Origin of the sequence: Dysgonomonas gadei ATCC BAA-286, from assembly GCF_000213555.1 — a bacterium.
Taxonomy (GTDB): Bacteria; Bacteroidota; Bacteroidia; order Bacteroidales; family Dysgonomonadaceae; genus Dysgonomonas; species Dysgonomonas gadei.
Map to the genome: position 1 here is coordinate 529,569 of NZ_GL891980.1, position 19,183 is coordinate 548,751.

A 19,183-nucleotide genomic window follows, 5' to 3' on the forward strand; every position below is an offset into this window, starting at 1 on the left:
ATCCCAATCCCATATAAACATATATTCGGTTTGCCTTTGATAAAACTCCGGGACAGATCGAAATAAAGGTGTAAACAATGAACTGTTTGCCCCTGATTTATAACATAAGGCTACAGAGCTATTTATTACACTGTTTTGCACAGGCTGAATAAGTAGTTAGCTTAAAAAATGTATTATCAATACTTTCCATCACTTATATCGACAATCTGTTACGGCATTTTATTCATGCTTCCGGGTTATCGACTCTAAATAATTCAATATGAAAAAGATTATACTCTTATCATTCTATATATTTTGTGTTATCGGGCTCTTAGCTCAGCAAACAAGCAGATCATCTCTCAAAGGCCATGTACTGGACGGGCAGACAGATGAACATTTACCAGGTGTAACAATCTCAATAGAAGGCACCCAAATGACTACGGTAACAGACGAATCGGGCCATTTTGCCTTAGAAAATATTCAGGCAGGAACGTACATCATAGTGACACAATACATTGGATATTCATCTCTGAAGCAAGAAGTCACAATAGAGAGGAACACTACCAAAAACGTTTCCCTTTATATAGAACCCGAAAACCAGTTGCTCGGCGAAGTAATGGTTACAGCTTCTGCCCGGAGTCTCAACAGGCAAATGTCTCCTATAGTTGTAAACCAGCTGACAGCCAAGACATTTGAGGCTACCAATTCCAATTCTCTTTCGCAAGGGCTGAATTATATGCCGGGACTGAGAGTAGAAACAAACTGTCAGAATTGCGGAACACAGGAAGTACGGATTAACGGACTGGAGGGACAATATTCTCAGATGTTAATCGACGGACAACCTGTATTCAGCTCATTATCTACAATGTACGGGTTGGAACAATTACCAGCCAATATGATAGAGCAAGTTGAAGTTGTACGCGGAGGAGGATCTGTGCTATATGGAGCTAATGCGATCGGCGGAGTTATCAATATTATAACAAAAGAGCCTGAAAAGAACTCATATCAGGCTAAATATAATATGTCGCTCATAGATGGAAAATCGGTGGATAATATCCTCTCTCTCAATTCATCTTTCGTAGATCGCTCCAAAAAATCAGGTATATCACTGTTTGCGAATATGCGCAACCGCAATCCTTGGGACGCTAATGGAGACGGTTTTTCGGAAATAGGAAAGAACAGGGCTTCATCTATCGGTTTCCGCTCCTTCTCCAAACCCAATTTACATGATAAGTTTACACTGGAGTATCATTATATTTCTGAATATCGTCGTGGTGGAGACAATATGAGCCGTCCGCCACATGAAGCGCTGATTGCCGAAACAACTGATTACAGGATACATTCGGGTAGTGCCGGATACTCTCATCTGAGCGAAGACAACAAAAAGAAGTTAACAGTCAACCTTTCGGCTCAAAAGACAGGCAGAGATAGTTATTATGGTGGTGGATACGATCCCGATGGTTATGGAAACACTTCAGAACTGGCACTAACAGGAACTGTCCGTTATGAAATAAATATGGATAAATTTCTTTTCATGCCAGCTAAGTTCACAGCCGGATTCACTCAAGAATATACAAACCTTCACGATACCATACATAGCCGCAATGTGAAGCAAATAAAAAATATAAGCAGTCTGTACGTTCAGAATGAATGGAGAGACGACAACCTGACTTTTATTGTCGGGCTGCGGGGAGATAAACACAATAAACTGGACAATATCAATATCATCCCCAGAAGCAGTATCCGCTACCGCATTGGAGAAAACACCAATTTGAGAGCAGCGTATTCGATGGGGTACCGTGCCCCGGAGATTATTGCATCGGATCTGGATATACCTGTTATAGGTGGTAGCGCAACGATTACCCAATTGGGGGAGAACCTGAAAAGGGAATATTCGAACTCCGTAAATGGGGGTATAGATTTCAGCCTTTACAACGAAAAGATATATTCCTATTTCCTTCTGGAAGGGTTCTATACCAAAATAAACAGGGTATTCATTGTTGAAGAGACCGGAACAGACGCTGCGGGAAATACAATAATGACCCGACGAAACGGCGATGGGGCATATGTATACGGATTGAATCTGGAAACAACTATACAACCAATAAACTGGCTCGAACTGCAAGGAGGCTTCACCTGGCAGAAGAGCCGGTATACAGAGCCAGTAAGCTGGTCGAGCGAAGAATATGTAGCACCCGTAAAAAAAATGCTGCGTTCACCCGATACATACGGATTCCTTTCTGCAATAGCAACCCCGAAAAAGAGCTATGCCGTATCCCTGTCAGGAGTATATACTGGCTCTATGCTGACACCTCACTTTGCCGGAGCAGAGGGTGTAACAAGGGATGAGACAGTAAAAACAAAGAGCTTCTTTGATACGACCATCAAATTATCATACTTCTTCAATATCAATTCAACAAATAAAATAGAGATTAACGGAGGTATACAGAATATGTTCAACCAGATACAGAAAGATTATGACAAAGGGCCAAACAGGGACTCGGAATATATCTACGGGCCGTCACTTCCCCGGACATTCTTTATTGGCCTGAAAATTAGTTCCATATAGTTAAGTAAAGCAAGCCGTTAGATTAAAAATGCTTAACGGCTTGCCTGCTTTTAGCCATTTATGTGATATTTTCTAAGATTTTGATACTATCTTTGCACTATAGCGCAGTCAGGTCAGCGGGAACTTTAGCTTTTCGTACATTACTTTACAAAGGTGAAACGGCTGTTATAAAAGGTAGTTAATGGTATATATCATTATAAAAGGTTTGTTTATCGGATTCTTATCTTCAGCTCCTATGGGACCTGTGGGTATGCTTTGCATACAGCGCACCCTGAATGAAGGCAGGAAAAACGGTCTAATAACCGGTATAGGCGCTGTGGTAGGCGATATGCTGATAGCATTGTTGGCCATCGTTGCCGCTCTCGGATTGGGCTTCAGTACGGAATTTATTCAACAGCACGAAGGCCCGCTCAAAGTCGTAGGGAGTATTATCCTCATTGTTTTCGGATATATTGTATTTAACAAAAACCCGTCGAAAAGCCTCACAAAATTAAAAGAGAAATCGGTTTCTACCTGGACAGTATTCATTTCGTCTCTTATCCTTACCGTTTCCAACATTGCCACTTTATTCCTTTACATAGCACTTTTTGCCCGGTTTAATGTTATTGATGCCGATAAACCATTCGGTTACGACCTGATAACAATACTATTTATCGGAATAGGTGCATTCCTGTGGTGGCTACTGGTTACTTATTTTGTAAATAAGTTGCGCAGCAGATTCAACCCCAGAGGATTACAGATATTTAATAAAATTATAGGTTTGTTACTTATAGGATTGGGTGTTGCAGGTATTGTCACCGGAACACTGATGGGCATAGACATCTTCTAATCGCGTCCTTTCAATCTGATCTTTATTCCATAATGGCGTGTCATTAGCTCTTCCGAAAATGGGTCTTCGCCATGAATATATGTACTACCCTCATATCGTTCAAATTCACAGGAGACAGCACCTTGCCGTTTAGCCTCCTCTATCTTAACCTCCCTTTCTTTCATTATATTTCTGAAGATATTAATATCCTTGGCTGCCAGATAGAATGTAAAGATAAAGCTGATAAATCCTATGACTATAACCGATAAACGTATCTGCCGTAGGAACTTCTGACCAAAATCTATATTGTAATATAAAATTCCTGCCCCGACAATGAGAAAAGTAACAACTCCGAATAATGCCCTGCGTGGGAAAGTAGGTGAAAACAACATCGCATATACCGCGGCTATAGCGGCTATAGAATAGATAATGCTGAGTTTCAATTTATCCTTTCTCTCTCCTACGGGAAAACGATAGTATAGTATATATATTACCAGACAACTCAAGATTAATGTACCTGAATAAAAGAAGAATGTCAGTGTACAGTTAAATAACCTATAGACAATAACAGACAGGCCAAACGCAGACTCTCCTGCCCTCTCGAAATTACCGGGAGCAAGAATCATAACTGCATAACCAATAATAGCACCCAGCAATCCGGCAATAGCCCAAACCGGTATTTTCCATGTATACGAACTGTAATAGATAAAGAAAAAGACTACAATAAGAATCATCGCACCTGCTGTATTCTCGTTGGTCCATCCAGCAATAATGCCAAGAAGAAAGAGCCCTGTTGACGCCAGTATCTTACCTGCAATATTTAATTCGTTCCCTTTATAAAAACGGTATGGAAGCAGGAATAAAAGAATGAGAAACGTGCACCAAAGATAATTAGCCGAACCCGTAAGCCATAACACTGCATCTCCAAATACAGGCTGCATAAACCAGATAGCTATGTTTATGAATATGAACAATGATAAACTCCCCTTATTTCGTCCTGTAATATGAAAATAAATAAGGAAGACATAACCGAGATACACCAACGTATTCAATATATCTGCAAAATAAGCTGGTAGCAGCAACAATACCTGCGCTATAAAATGAGCAATACTACGTCCTCCCCACTGATAATAGTGATTGATCTGGGACTGGATAATATCTCCGACAGAGGTAACCCGTACATTTTCCCCATAAATAAAGAGATAGGCAAAATCATCTGATATAAGCGGCGTAAGTATATTCAGAACGAGTAAGACTGAAAAGCATATAGAAACTGTGAGAATCCAAAGGAGTGACCGTTTCAGTTTATTATCGCTTATCCTGTCAATTACACGGTCTGTCTTAACGTACAGACCTTTTACTGAAGTAAGGACACGTTCAAATGTATTTGATTGTATATTCATCTGTTACACGCTATATCTATGCAAAAGTAGTATAAAAAACAAAAGTTACAAGTTTTGTTGCTTGCATCATTCGCACATCGCCAGATCAGGACATTTGCAGAGGATAGATTTACTCTCCAGGGTAAACGCATGAAATATGTGTTTTTATGCAGAAGGTTTATCTATACATTTTTTAGCCGGTAGCCATTAGCTATTGGCTGATAGCTCTTTGAAAAAATGAATTAGCAAATTTATAAATTAGTATATTAGCAAATGAATTAAAAGGTGTAACCTTTGTTACTTTTTAACAAGTAATGTGAATCAGCAGTTGGATTTTAACGTTCGATTTTATCTAATGCGCCGTCCGGCTTGTATTTGGCTCCGCCGATTTCCGCTTCGCTCCAATTCATTTTGCCTTGATGCAAAACGAAACAAAAAATCAAGGCTGCATCCCCCGGCGACCCAAAACCGCAGCTCCGGTGGGGCAAAATAATACGGAATCATCCATAGCCGGATTATCAGCCGTGTATAGCAACTACCGTATTTTGCCCTACACCTCCGCTTTACGGATTGGGTACCCCGCCTATGGGACGAGGCCGGGATCGCGATGCGGCGACAAGACAGAGGCTCTTCAGGCGTTAGCCCCACGTGCGTTAGCCCTTGCGCATTAGTGACGCAGGCGGGGCACCCACACGGTGCAGACGGCGTAGAAAGGGACTGGGCGATAGCCCGTTTGTCACTTTCAGCCGGCAAATCGGTTGTGGGTCGCCGAGGAACGGAGCGCTAGCCTTTTGGTTCGTTTTGGGCAATGCCAAAATGAACATTCTGGCGGAACGAAGTGCAGCAGAAAAACGAACGTTTCTATCCTATAATAATCACTTCAACTACTGATTGGCATAAGTAGTAAGTTTTAAGTACTAAGTTGAAAGTTATATGAGATACGAGTAGACAAGACACGAGATACAAGTTGTTAACTACTAACTGTTGACTGTTAACTGACAAGATAATTCTTCATTAATTCCTGTTACCTTTGTTACCTTTTAACTAAATATAGTTAACGGATGCAAAAATGGCAAGATAAGAACAATGAAAATTCTGTCAGATGTGTCAGATTTTAACACTATATGGTTAATAAATATGAATTAAGCGAATAGTTATAACCTACAATTTTTCGTTCGTTTGCCATAATTTACTTTCAGATAAAGAAATATATATCCGGAATATTTCTTAAATTAGTACTCTATACTTTTGATGGGAAACTAAAAACAGAGATAATAAAGCCTCTGTTACATAGAATGAAAAACCGAATAATTATGGATAAAATAAAATGGGGAATAATAGGTGCAGGTGACGTATGTGAAAAGAAAAGCGGCCCAGCCCTATACAAGATAGAACATTCGGAGCTTGTCGCCGTGATGCGCAGGGATGAGGCCAAGATAAAAGACTTTGCTGCCCGTCATGGTGTAGGTAAATACTATACGGATGCAGAGCAGTTAATAAATGACCCTGATGTGAATATGATATATGTAGCCACCCCGCCGGCATCACATAAGGAATACGCTATCAAAGCACTGAAGGCAGGAAAACCTGTTTACGTGGAAAAACCGATGGCTATGAGCTATACCGAATGTATGGAAATGGTGGGCGCTGCTAAAAATGCGAAACAGAATCTATTCGTTGCTTATTATCGCCGGGCCCTACCTTATTTTCTGAAAGTGAAAGAATTGATAGACAATAACAAAATAGGAAAAATTCTGACTGCCGAGATAAAATATTTCCGGCCGGCCAGTGGGTCCGATATGGATACCGGGAATCAAACATGGCGTGTGAACAGAGAGATTGCAGGAGACGGCTATTTCTTCGATCTGGCTCCGCATACACTTGACATACTCGATTTTCTGTTGGGAGAGATAGAAGAAGCGAAAGGATATACACAGAATCTCGGAGGCCATTATTCCGTTTCGGATACTATATCGGCGATTATTCAGTTCAAATCGGGAGTCACAGGCACAGGGCAATGGTGCTTCGTTTCATCCGAACAAGCCCGGCAGGATACAATCATTATCAATGGAACTGAAGGATATATCCGCTTCAATACATTCGACTTCCGCCCTATTTGCCTGACTACGGCAAAAGGAACCGAACTCTTCGAGACGAAGCATCCCGAACATATCCAACAGCCGCTTATTCAAACCATTGTTAATGAATTGCGAGGTACAGGAACTTGTCCCTCTACAGGAGTATCAGGCGCAAGAACGTCCAGAGTGATGGATATGATAACAAAGAAGATATAAAAGGAAGATATTTATCTTAACCGGTTTCTTTCGAACACAACCCTCGAACATGTCCAGTATATAAGAACACTGAATAGGCAAAGCCCGGAAGCAACGAGATACAACGTTTCGAATGAAAAGAAGCCTGTAATATATCCGCCTAATAACATACCTATTGCCAGCCCCAGGTCGAACCCGATAAGATACGTAGAGTTGGCTGTTCCCCGCTGACTGTTTTCGGCAAGATTAATATACAGCGTTTGTAAAGCCGGAAACATCATTCCGAAACCGATGCCGATAAACAACCCCGATATACAGAATGCATAAATATTGTGTATAGTGGCAAAAGCGAAGAATGCAATAGCCACAATGGCCATTGCCGACACATTTACCTCATGTATCTTACCCCTGTCTACGAGCTTGCCTGCGAATACACGCGATGTGATGATACCACCCGCCCAGAAGAGAAAGAAGATACCGGCATTGAATATGCCTATCTGTTTCCCATATTGGGCTACAAAAGGGCCTATTGTGCCCCAGGCAAAACACGGCAGCAACTGATTGAGAAATATAGGCCAGCCTTTCAGCAGGAAGAAACGGTCCATAGAAAGCTTTTGAGACTGCTCTACCTTAGGTCTTTCAGGCGCTTTAATCATCGCTGTGGCCACAATACCCAATGTTCCCATAGCAATGGCACACCAAAGTAATATCTGAAAACCCCAGTTATTGTATATATGTATGGCTACGAATGGCCCTATAGCCATTGCCACATTCATAAAAGTACCGTAATAGCCTATGCCTTCGGCCCGTCGTTCGGTTGGCACTACATCTATCGCCAGTGTGCTGGACGATACAGTGGAAAGCCCCCATGTGATACCATGCAGGAAACGCACAAGGATGAACAACATGACTGTCGTAGCCCAGAAGTAACCGAAAAAGATAAGGACATAACAGGAAAAGGCTACCAGAAGAACTTTCTTCCGGGAATACAAATCAACAATATAACCGGAAAATGGACGAACAAACATAAGGGCAATAGCATACGATGCCAATACAATCCCCGTTTTGGACTGTGCAACCCCCATTTGTTCTGTTATGTAAAGAGGGATAGAAGGCATCAGCAAATTGAATGAGCAGGCCATCAGGAAGTTCGCAATACAAACATTCAGATAGCTTAACGACCACAGTTTCGGTTTCGCAATTTGAATTTCCATAACACATTAACGTTAGAGGAGGTCACTAAGTTCCATCCAGCGCATTGTTTTTTCATCTATTTCATCAATCAATTCGCTGATACGATTCGATTTGGATAGCAATTCGTCAGTGGAAAGAGTACCGCTCGACAACTCATTTTCGAGCTTTTCTTTCTCCTCCTCCAGTTTCGGAATCAAGACATCGAGTTCTTCAAATTCCCGCTTCTCCTTGAACGATAGCTTCTTCTTATCATCATTTTTTGGTGATGCGATCTGAGGTTTATCTTCTTTTGGTTTTGCAGCCTGCTCTTTTTCCTTCTCAATGGCTTCCTGTATCTCTTTCCACTCCCTGTATTCGGTATAATTACCCGGGAAGTCTTTTATCTTTGCGTTCCCCTGAAAAGCAAGCAGGTGGTCTACCACTTTATCCATAAAATAACGGTCATGCGAAACCACTATCACGCAACCTTTAAACTGTTGGAGGTATTCTTCCAATATATTGAGCGTAACGATATCCAAATCATTGGTAGGCTCGTCCAATACCAGAAAGTTAGGGTTGGTTATCAGTACCGTACACAGATACAAACGACGTTTCTCTCCTCCCGATAGTTTATATACAAAATTATGTTGCTTTTCGGGCGGAAACAGAAAGTGTTGCAGGAATTGCGATGCAGTCAGACGGTTACCATTACCTAAATCGATAACCTCAGCTATATTTTGTATCACGTCCAGCACTTTCATTTGGTCATCAAACTTTAGTCCGTCCTGGCTGTAATAACCGAATTTCACGGTCTCGCCGATATCGAAGTTTCCCTTATCTGGTGTAACTTCCCCCATCAGCATCTTTATGAAAGTGGATTTTCCCGTTCCATTGTTGCCTACAATTCCCAGTTTTTCGTAACGGGCAAATACATAATTGAAATCCTCTACAATTTTGATATCACCAAAAGCCTTATATACATGCTGCGCCTCAAATATCTTGTTACCGATATAGGAACCTTTCATTTGCAACTGTACATTTCCGGCATCACGCACCTGTTGAGCCTTTTTCTCCAGGTCGTAAAATGCATCGATACGCGATTTAGCCTTTGTTCCCCGTGCCTGCGGCTGTCGGCGCATCCATTCCAGTTCCTTACGCATAAGGTTATTGGCACGGTCTATTTCCGAATTCTGCGCACTGATCCGTTCATCCCTTTTTTCGAGATAATAGGAATAATTTCCTTTATACTGGTAAAGTTGTTGCTGGTCTATCTCTATAATCTCGTTGCAAACCCGATCGAGGAAATAACGGTCGTGCGTAACCATCAACAGGCTAAGCCGCGAACGTTGAAGATATTCCTCCAACCATTCCACCATATCCAGATCGAGGTGGTTGGTCGGCTCATCCAATATAATCAGGTCAGGTTCGGTAATAAGCACATTAGCAAGAGCTACACGCTTGAGTTGTCCTCCTGATAATTCGGAAATTTTCTGTTCGAAATCTGTTATTTTGAGCTGCGCCAGAATTTGCTTTGCCCTATGCTCATAATCCCATGCCTGTAACACATCCATCTTTTGGAGGATATTATCCAGATTAGAGTGATCTTTTGAATTTATTACTTTTTCGTATTCCGCAATCAGGTCTGTTACCTCATTTCCGGAACTAAAACAGGCCTGCAAAACTGTCAGATTTTCGGGATATACAGGGTCTTGTTCGAGATAAGATACCCGTATATCACGCCGAAAGACAACCGCACCATTATCATAAGATTCCTTACCTGTAAGTATATTAAGTAAGGTAGTTTTGCCCGAACCATTTTTTGCAATAAGCCCGATACGCTCACCCTCTGCAATACCGAAGGATATTTCGCGAAACAGAACCAAGTCTCCAAAACTTTTAGTGAGTCCGTCTACCTGTAAAATAGATGCCATATGAATAATTTTGTGCAAAGGTAAGCAAAAAGAGAGAGTTTACAGTTTTTATCTCGGGGATAGTGATCGTGCATTTATCGGGGAAAAGTTTATCTATATGATGCCGATAGCTTTTAGCTATTAGACGGTAGAGTTCTTTGACAATTTGCATTCATATTTTAGATTAAGAATGAAAATGTAATACCTGAATAATATGTAACACCTGTTACTTTTACATACGCTTCGCTCCTGTGACCGTTGGTTGTTACCTTTTTATTTTAACCACAGAGTAAAAGGAGTAGCACGGAGTCTTTTTATTGATGAGATGCTTCGCTCTGCTCAGCATAACAAGTCAATTATTAATTTTTCATTCTTAATTATTAATTGATTTTTCTGTTACCTTTGTTACCTTTTTTGGAATTCATGTAGGAACAATCCTTTGTGGTTACCCACCTACCATAAATGGGCAACCACAAGACCAGACTCTACATAAATGGAAAAAGTGTTACCTTTTAAAGAAGGAGATGCTTCGCTCTACTCAACATGACAAGCCAATTATTAATTTTTCATTCTTAATTCTTCATTAATTCCTGTAACCTTTGTTACCTTTTGAGGAATGAAGTAGAAAAAGGCCTTTCTTCTTGCTAAAAATTCTATCTTTGCCCAATAACATATACAACACACATACATGAGTACACAGTTATCTATATCTTTTTTCGATATTTTCAGATATTGGGATACAATCACGGAATATGTAAATCCACTCGCCATAATATTATGGGCTATTACAGGCGGTGTCATCGGATTTATAACAGTACTAATAGCCGAACTTATCCTTCGTAAAAAAATATTAATACGTCGTCGCCATTGGACATTGCAATGGCTTTCTTATATATACATGGTATTCTTGCCTCTTTTTGCAGGCTTCTGTTTTACTCAATGGTTTGCACTACATGGCTGTGAAAGAGAGATCGTAAAGAATATCCCCACTTATCTGGGAGAGGCAAATTCAGCTTTCAACACATACCTGAAAAATGAAGTGGAGAAGATTATTGACAAAAAGCATATGCAACTTACTGGTCATGATGTCATTGACAAAACCGCATCATACGCAAGCCAAACTGCAAGTACCTTACTATCCGAAGCACAACCGGCTGATAGTAGCATAACGGCTAAAGCTTCTGCCTTCCTTATGAGCAAAGTAATGGAAACAGATTTCGTTAAAGATCAGGCAGTAAAATATGTAGAAAGTGCTTTAGGTGAAGAAGTACTGAATGATAAGGAACTGACAAACGACCTGCTGAATGTAAAGATCGAGAATATTCTCACAGACGGGGTACTGAATACCATTATAGAAAAGAAGGTCAAGAATATTTTTGGAGGTCTTAAGTTGAATATTGTATTTATCTTCTTGTTGGGATTAGCAATACCAATAGCTGAGATAATACTGGCGCATTATCTGGAAAAGAAAAGGCTCGCAGTTATTCCTTCTGTAATATTTGACACACCTCCTCCTATCCCAACACAATTAGAAAAGGAGAAAACAAGTCAGGAAAATAATTGATGTACAATAGGAATCAGCAGGGCTGTCATAACTCCCATCAATCCAATAGCCAGGCCACTGAGTGCACCTTCTATCACTCCCATTTCCATCGCTTTGGCCGTACCAACGCCATGAGCAGAAGCACCCATTGCAAGTCCCTTGGCAACACTGCTTTTTATTCCCAGCACACGTAGTATAGGAGGACCAACAATACTGCCGAAAATACCACAAAACAATACGATAACAGCAGTAAGTGAGGCATTGCCACCGGATTGCTCAGCTATACTCATAGCAATAGGTGTAGTTACCGACTTCGGTTCGAGGCTATGTATCAATACCTGATCTGCACCTGTAAGTTTAGCCAGTATGATGACGCTCAGAATACCAACAACACTACCAATGAATACCGATGTAAGTATAGATACGACATTCCCTTTCAGGTAAGCAAGTTGTTCGTACAATACATATCCCAACGCTACCACCGAAGGCCCCAGCATAAAACTAACAAATTCACTTCCCTTCTCGAAGGTTTGATAACTGATGCCGGATATCTCCAGAAAGGCGATGATAATAGCAATGGATATAATCAGTGGATGCAGCAATCCTATCCTTGTCTTCTTGAACACCCATTGTCCAAAAAGATAGCTCCCGAAAACAAGCAGGAGCATAAATTCCGTGGATTCAAATAATGCTCTCATTTTCTTTTCTTCTCCATTTGTTGTTGAATAACCGCCACTACGGCAATAACCAGAACTGTACTCACCGAACATACAATAAGAATCGACATCCAGAATTTGCTGATCAGTCCGTAAGAGCCTAACAATCCCGCACCAGCCGGTATAAAGAATATAGCCATATTGCGGGTAAAGGCATTGGCAACATCTTTTACATAGTCGGGTTTAAGGGCTTTGAAGTAGAGACTGAGGAATAATAGAATCATTCCGATAATATTTCCGGGAACAAGTCTATCTATCAGATAACTAATGCCTTGCCCAAGGAAATAGAACAGAAGAATGATAAAGATACCTTTTACCATTTTCATAACGATAACCTTCTAATTTAACTCGGATACAAAGGTAGTATTAAGTTATAAGTTATGGGTATAAGTTATGAGTTTTTTGATAGCCGATCAGCTTTCTTCCGGCTCTTCAAATATCTCCAGTGAGAAATTCTCTCCATCGAAAACGCCGTAAGAGAAGTATTTGATCCAATCACCCAATATTACAACCCGGCTTTGCATAGAGAGCATCAGGTCGAGCATAATATGACGATGTCCGAATATAAAGTAGTTGATACCAGGAGCATGCTTTAAATGGCTTTTGGCAAAGAGAACAAGGTGCTCTTTGTCTTCTCCGAAATAATCGGGCATCTCATCATTCTCTCTATTATGATTAGACCACCACTGGGCAAACCCTACCGTCCACCGCGGATGGATGGCAGCATAAAGTTTGCGGCAAAACTTATTGTGGAAAAGTCCGCGTAAGAGCTTGAATGAAGTAGAGTCATCCCCTAGTCCGTCTCCATGTGCCAGAAAAAACTTCTTTCCATGTATATCCCGTACCAAAGGTTGGGTATGGACGATCATTCCACACTCTTTTTGCAAGTAATCGGTTACCCATATATCATGATTGCCGATAAAGAAATGCACCTCGATACCCTTATCTGTCAGTTCGGCAATTTTCCCCAGAAAACGGACAAAACCGCGGGGTACCACATTACGGTATTCGAACCAGTAATCGAATATATCGCCAAGCAGATAGATAGTCTGGGCATCTTCTTTGACCCTATCCAGCCACCGACAGAGTTTTCTCTCTACCTCGTGCTGAGGAAAATAATGGTCATCGACTTTGACCGAAGGCAGGGTCATCTGCTGATGCTTATTCACATTCTTCTTGTGAAAAGCAGAACCTAAATGTACATCTGATAAGAAATAGACTTTTTTTTCCACCTTATCCTGCTTATAGAAATCCCAGTTCCAGTTTTGCTTCCTCACTCAGCATATCCTTATTCCATTGAGGTTCGAATGTCAGATTAACTATTACATTGTTCACTTCCCTGATAGACTCCACCTTGTACCTCACATCTTCCAATATAAAGTCGGCTGCAGGACAATTAGGCGCGGTCAGCGTCATTGTAATAGTTACATTCTTATCGTCGTCTACCTCCACCTCATAAATAAGGCCAAGATCGTAAACATTGACTGGTATTTCGGGATCGTAAACAGTTTTCAACATGTTTACTATTTTTACTTCCAAGTTTAATAATTCGCTCATATCTCTAATTTAAGGCCTCAGACCTATTTATTACTTCCGTATTCGAAGCTGCAATAGTTAGCATGACATAACATTGCATTCAATACATTCTTTTATTTACATTTGTTATAAACAATTTTACAGAATCATTAGTTTATAACCATTCCATTTTACACTGCAAAGGTAATATTAAGTTACAAGTTATGAGTTATAAGTCATGAGTTTTTTGAGTACCCGACACCTTACATCCTACCCCTATCCATATAACTATAGTATGAGTGATCGCAGACTATAATGTGATCGAGAAGCCTGACATCCATTATCTGCCCAGCCTCTTTCAACCGGCGGGTAATATTATCGTCGTCGCCGCTCGGATTAGAGTTTCCTGAAGGATGATTGTGACAAAGCACCATAGCTGATGCCAGTGAGTCTATCGCTTCCTTCATTATCATACGGATATCAACAACTGTCCCGGCAACACCACCTTTACTGACTTGTATCTTCTTCAGCACCTTATTAGCCCGGTTGAGTAATAGTACCCAAACCTCTTCGTGTTTCAGATCGGCTAATACAGGATGGAATATCTGATAGACCGTATCACTTGATGTTATCTGCGGCTGCACAACAACCTCCGATAATTTCCTGCGTTTACCCAGTTCCATTGCAGCAGCTATAGTTATCGCTTTGGCTTCCCCTATCCCATTGAAGTTTTTTATAAGGTCTTTTATCTCCTGCTTACCCAATATATTCAGATTATTGGATAGACTGTGGAGGATGCGTTGTGCCAGTTCGACTGCTGTCTCGTTCTTATTTCCCGAACCAATAAGAATGCCCAGCAGTTCAGCATCAGATAGAGCTCCCACTCCCTTCAGAAGCATCTTTTCCCGAGGCCGGTCTTCTTCCGCCCAGTCTTTGATATTCAGTTTGGTTTTATTTTCCATAGTTTAGAAAGTAAAGTCGGCTTTAGGTTTATTAACTATATATAGTTAAAAGGTAACAAAGGTAACAGAAAAATCAATTAATAATTAAGAATGAAAAATTAATAATTGACTTGTTATGTTGAGCAGAGCGAAGCATCTCCTTCTTTAAAAGGTAACACTTGTAACACTTTTTCCATTTATGTAGAGTCTGGTCTTGTGGTTGCCCATTTATGGTAAGTGGGTAACCACAAAGGATTGTCCCTACATGAATTCCCCAAAAGGTAACAACCAACGGTCACAGGAGCGAAGCGTATGTAAAAGTAACAGGTGTTACATATTATTCAGGTATTACATTTTCATTCTTAATCTAAAATATGAATGCAAATTGTCAAAGAACTCTACCGTCTAATAGCTATCAGCTAACGGCTAAAAGCTTATACATATAGATAAAGTTCCTTAACAAACTTACATTAAAACATTTCGGGCCCTCTGTTATCATAAACAGAGAGCCCGATATATTCTTAATCTGAAAGGTTCAGGCTTTCACCCGTTCTACATATGCACCATCTTTCGTACTGATTTTGATCTTATCACCTTCATTGATGAAAAGCGGCACACGTACCTCAGCACCTGTTTCCACTGTTGCGGGTTTCAATGTGTTTGTAGCTGTATCACCTTTCATTCCCGGCTCGGTATATGTTACTTCAAGGATAACATTAGTCGGCATTTCGGCTGTCAGTATCGCTTCTGTTTCTGCATGTACCTGTACCTCTACCTTATCGCCTTCTTTCAGAAATGCCACCCCTTCAATCATATCTCCGGCAATGGAAATCTGTTCGAAAGTCTCGGCATTCATGAAATTATAGCCCATGTCGTCCTGATAAAGATACTGATAAGGACGTCTTTCAATACGCACCTCATCCAATTTGATTCCGGCATTGAATGTCCTTTCCAGAACACGGCCGGTAGTAACGCTACGCATTTTTGTACGGACAAAAGCTGCACCTTTACCCGGTTTTACATGAAGAAATTCAATAATAACATAGTATTGCCCGTCGATGTCGATGCACATACCATTTCTTATATCTGCTGTTGTTGCCATTAATTATATTTTATGTTTAGATTAAAAAATTTCGAGTTGCAAAGATAATAAAACTCATTATTTTACAAAACCCCTGTTTTTTAACAAGTAAATAGGATTTGGTTCTGCCCCTCTGAAATTTTTGTATAGAGTCATTGGTTCGTCTGTTCCACCTTTCGACAATACATTTTCACGGAACGATTTAGCTGTTGCCTGATCGAAGATATTACCCTTTTCCACAAACGCTTGGAACGCATCCGAATCCAGTACTTCCGACCACAGGTAGCTGTAATATCCTGCAGAATAGCCACCACTGAATACATGTTGGAAATATGTACTTCTGTATCGAGGTATAATTTCCGAAATCAGTCCTATTTCGGCCATTGCATCAGCCTCAAATTTGTCTACGTCCAGTTTCTCAACACCCTCTGTTTGCTTAGGATTAAAGTTTGGAGTAGCGGTCATTGTGTACCATTTCATATCCAGAATAGCAGCCGCTACAAGTTCGGTAGTTCTGAATCCCTGATTGAAATATCCTGCATTCTGAATTTTTTGTATTAATTCGTCAGGAATCACTTTACCTGTTTCATAATGTTTTGCATACATTTTCAGCACTTCCGGCTCAAAAGCCCAGTGTTCCATCACCTGCGAAGGCAACTCCACAAAATCACGGTACACAGAAGTTCCCGAAAGCCCGTTATATGTACATTTAGACAAAAGCCCGTGCAATCCGTGACCAAATTCATGGAACATCGTTTCTACCTGATCCAGAGTAAGAAGTGCCGGTTTGCCATCTGTCGGAGGATTATAGTTTCCTACATTGTATATCAACGGGTGAACAAATTCACCTTTAAATATTTCCTGCTTGCGGAAACTGCTCATCCATGCACCCGGACGTTTACCCTGACGCGCAAAGTCATCAAAGTATATCATACCTATAAGAGAACCATCCGCGTCATTTACCTCGTATGCTTTTACATCTTGCTGATAAACCGGCACATCCGTTTTTTGCTTGAATGTAATGCCATAAAGTTTGTTTGCCACAGCAAATACTCCTTCACGTACATTATCTGCTTTGAAGTATGGCTTCAATGCATCTTCGTCCAAAGCGTACTTCTCCTTACGCAGTTTCTCTGCATAATATGCCCAATCCCAAGACTCGATCTTGATATCTTTCCCTTCTTTTTTAGCAATCGCCTGTAATTCTGTCGCTTCTTTCTTTGCTTGTGGCAATGCATATTTCCAGATGCTGTTCAGTAAGTTCATCACATTATCCGGAGTTTTAGCCATCGTTTCTTCGAGCACGTAATCGGCATGAGTGTTATAACCAAGTATATTAGCCTTTTCGAGGCGAAGACTTACTATTTTCTTTATATTCTCTTTATTGTCGAACTCGTTATTATTGTCGCCCCGCATATACATGGCTTTGTACAATTTTTCACGCAGTTCGCGATTATCGGCATACTGAAGGAATGGCTCCCAGCTTGGCTTGCTCAGTCCGAACATCCATTTGCCTTCCATTCCCTTATCTTTAGCCATTTTGGCTGCCGCGGCTATAATATCTTCCGGTAATCCCGCAAGGTCTTCTTTTTTATCTATTACCAACTGATAATTATCCGTTTCTTTCAACAGATTCTGATTGAAACTTAAAGCCGTAGAACTTAATTCTTTATTTATCTCACGCAAACGATCCTGTTTAGACCCGTCAAGCAATATACCTGAACGAACAAAACCTTTATAGGTTTTATCCAGTAGCATTTTCTGTTCAGTGGTCAGGTTAGCAGGTGCCGCGTCATATACAGTCTTTATACGGGCAAAAAGCTTTTCGTTAAAGTTGATATTATCATAATGCTCTGTCCGCTTAGGAGTAATCTCCTTTTCAATGCTTTGGTAAGTAGAATCGGACATTGTCCCTGTCATTACCGACAGCACTGCACCCACACTATTCAGCATCCTGCCCGATTCATCGAGAGCCACAATCGTGTTTTCGAAAGTCGGGGCATCCGGATTGTTCACAATGGAATCTATTTCGGCGTTGTGCCTTTTCATTCCTTCTTCGAAAGCAGGCAGGTAATGCTCTGCTTTTATCTTGTCGAAAGGAGGTACACCATTAGGAGTGTTAAACTCTGAAAAGAAAGGATTACCCGCTTCCCTGGTACTTGTAGTATTACAAGAGTAAACCATAATTAAAAAACTAATAATAAATAGAAACTTCTTCATAAAGTAGTATTTATGTGAATGAATTGATTTTTAGCAAAAATAGGTAAAAATTACTATACACTAAAACTTATAGATAAATATGAACGTTTTGAGTAGCGAGAGCAGAAGCAAAATAAATTTTGATTATGCCGAGTCGCAATAAACGACTAATGTAATTGAACGATAAAAATCGGGAATATTAACAGATAATCCGATTAAAATCCTTAAACTTGTAAGAATATTTTTTCAAAACCATGAATAAACTGTTTATGAAACAAGATTTACTCTATATCATACTATTTATCGGTATCATCATATTCCCGGGGTGTACAGGGAGCATCGACAGCCAGTTGAAAAAACTGTCGGAGGAGGCAAATACCAAATGTCCGAGAATACTGGATCAGTGGACAAGACTGGACAGTTGCGCCACTTTCCCGAACCAGACGATAAGGTATTACCATACACTGAGCGAAGTAACCATTACCGATACTACCCTTTTTAAATCGCAGTTACAGCCTCAAATAATAAGTTCGGTGAAAACAAATCCCGACATGAAGTTTTTCAGGGAAAATAATGTCACCATGCAATACGAATACAGGAATCAGACAGGTAAATATCTTTTCTCTGTAATTATAGAACCAAAAGAATATAAGTAATATAAAAACTTTCATAACATCTGGGTAATTATGGATAATCAACGTATGTTTAAAAACCCTTTTTCCATCAAAGGCCGTATACGCAGACTCGAATATGGCCTTAGCTACCTTATTTATCTTGCTTATTATTTCACTATTTCCGCCGTTATCGCCTTGTTAGATACATCCGGCGTATCAGAAGATATGTTTTGGATTCTTTTATTTCCAATGCTTCCTGCCTATTGGTTTCTTATCGCTCAGGGAACCAAAAGATGCCATGACAGAGAGAATAGTGGATGGTACCAAATAATACCTTTTTATGCATTATGGATGCTTTTTGGAGCCAGTGACTATGGAGAGAACTATTATGGTCCCAATCCAAAAGGGGACGGTAATGAAGATATGGAAAAGATAATCGATGAAATAGGATTACAGGATCAGGAATAACAATAAAATAAA

General features: G+C 40.3%; 16 protein-coding genes. 6 read left to right on the forward strand and 10 right to left on the reverse strand.

Annotated elements, in window-relative coordinates:
* The first annotated feature begins 259 nt into the window (after positions 1-259).
* Positions 260-2,548, forward strand: coding sequence for a TonB-dependent receptor (locus HMPREF9455_RS06195; protein WP_006798769.1), 2,289 nt, complete (start codon positions 260-262; stop codon positions 2,546-2,548).
* 181 nt (positions 2,549-2,729) lie between these two features.
* Entirely contained in the window at positions 2,730-3,377 is a 648-nt protein-coding gene (locus HMPREF9455_RS06200) for a LysE family translocator (protein WP_006798770.1), read from the forward strand.
* Here HMPREF9455_RS06200 and HMPREF9455_RS06205 read toward each other — a convergent pair.
* Positions 3,374-4,759 carry a DUF3329 domain-containing protein gene (locus tag HMPREF9455_RS06205; protein WP_006798771.1) on the reverse strand — a complete coding sequence of 462 codons (1,386 nt, stop codon included), beginning with the start codon at positions 4,757-4,759 and terminating at the stop codon, positions 3,374-3,376. The two genes, HMPREF9455_RS06200 and HMPREF9455_RS06205, sit on opposite strands and share 4 nt — an antisense overlap.
* A 1,292-nt stretch (positions 4,760-6,051) precedes the next feature.
* On the opposite strand from HMPREF9455_RS06205, the gene HMPREF9455_RS06215 reads away from it, so the two are divergent.
* Positions 6,052-7,032, forward strand: coding sequence for a Gfo/Idh/MocA family protein (locus HMPREF9455_RS06215; RefSeq protein ID WP_006798772.1), 981 nt, complete (start codon positions 6,052-6,054; stop codon positions 7,030-7,032).
* Positions 7,033-7,043: 11 nt separating this feature from the next.
* Here HMPREF9455_RS06215 and HMPREF9455_RS06220 read toward each other — a convergent pair whose 3' ends face one another.
* Entirely contained in the window at positions 7,044-8,225 is a 1,182-nt protein-coding gene (locus HMPREF9455_RS06220; protein WP_006798773.1) for an MFS transporter, read from the reverse strand.
* Positions 8,226-8,237: 12 nt separating this feature from the next.
* Positions 8,238-10,115 carry an ABC-F family ATP-binding cassette domain-containing protein gene (locus HMPREF9455_RS06225; protein WP_006798774.1) on the reverse strand — a complete coding sequence of 626 codons (1,878 nt, stop codon included), beginning with the start codon at positions 10,113-10,115 and terminating at the stop codon, positions 8,238-8,240.
* A gap of 667 nt (positions 10,116-10,782) precedes the next feature.
* Between HMPREF9455_RS06225 and HMPREF9455_RS06230 the strand changes: the two genes are divergently transcribed.
* Positions 10,783-11,658, forward strand: coding sequence for a hypothetical protein (locus tag HMPREF9455_RS06230; RefSeq protein WP_006798776.1), 876 nt, complete (start codon positions 10,783-10,785; stop codon positions 11,656-11,658).
* Here the strand turns inward: HMPREF9455_RS06230 and HMPREF9455_RS06235 are convergent.
* The 7 genes from HMPREF9455_RS06235 to HMPREF9455_RS06265 form a co-directional block, all read right to left on the reverse strand.
* Complete coding sequence (locus tag HMPREF9455_RS06235; RefSeq protein ID WP_006798777.1) at positions 11,643-12,335, reverse strand: LrgB family protein; 693 nt, start codon at positions 12,333-12,335, stop codon at positions 11,643-11,645. The two genes, HMPREF9455_RS06230 and HMPREF9455_RS06235, sit on opposite strands and share 16 nt — an antisense overlap.
* Positions 12,332-12,679 carry a CidA/LrgA family protein gene (locus tag HMPREF9455_RS06240; RefSeq protein ID WP_006798778.1) on the reverse strand — a complete coding sequence of 116 codons (348 nt, stop codon included), beginning with the start codon at positions 12,677-12,679 and terminating at the stop codon, positions 12,332-12,334. Before HMPREF9455_RS06240 ends, HMPREF9455_RS06235 begins: the two co-directional genes overlap by 4 nt.
* Positions 12,680-12,766: 87 nt before the next feature.
* Positions 12,767-13,630: a UDP-2,3-diacylglucosamine diphosphatase gene (locus HMPREF9455_RS06245; RefSeq protein WP_006798779.1), complete on the reverse strand. Its 864-nt coding sequence runs from the start codon at positions 13,628-13,630 to the stop codon at positions 12,767-12,769.
* Positions 13,596-13,910, reverse strand: coding sequence for a metal-sulfur cluster assembly factor (locus tag HMPREF9455_RS06250; protein ID WP_006798780.1), 315 nt, complete (start codon positions 13,908-13,910; stop codon positions 13,596-13,598). Before HMPREF9455_RS06250 ends, HMPREF9455_RS06245 begins: the two co-directional genes overlap by 35 nt.
* A 221-nt stretch (positions 13,911-14,131) precedes the next feature.
* A complete protein-coding gene (gene radC, locus HMPREF9455_RS06255; protein ID WP_006798781.1) occupies positions 14,132-14,830 on the reverse strand; it encodes a RadC family protein in 699 nt (232 codons plus the stop codon).
* Positions 14,831-15,344: 514 nt separating this feature from the next.
* Positions 15,345-15,911, reverse strand: coding sequence for an elongation factor P (gene efp / locus HMPREF9455_RS06260; protein WP_006798782.1), 567 nt, complete (start codon positions 15,909-15,911; stop codon positions 15,345-15,347).
* A 57-nt stretch (positions 15,912-15,968) separates the two neighbouring features.
* Positions 15,969-18,110, reverse strand: coding sequence for a M3 family metallopeptidase (locus HMPREF9455_RS06265; RefSeq protein ID WP_006798783.1), 2,142 nt, complete (start codon positions 18,108-18,110; stop codon positions 15,969-15,971).
* 248 nt (positions 18,111-18,358) lie between these two features.
* On the opposite strand from HMPREF9455_RS06265, the gene HMPREF9455_RS06270 reads away from it, so the two are divergent.
* Positions 18,359-18,745 carry a hypothetical protein gene (locus HMPREF9455_RS06270; RefSeq protein ID WP_006798784.1) on the forward strand — a complete coding sequence of 129 codons (387 nt, stop codon included), beginning with the start codon at positions 18,359-18,361 and terminating at the stop codon, positions 18,743-18,745.
* Between the two features lie 30 nt (positions 18,746-18,775).
* A complete protein-coding gene (locus tag HMPREF9455_RS06275) occupies positions 18,776-19,171 on the forward strand; it encodes a DUF805 domain-containing protein (RefSeq protein ID WP_006798785.1) in 396 nt (131 codons plus the stop codon).
* Positions 19,172-19,183: the final 12 nt, after the last annotated feature.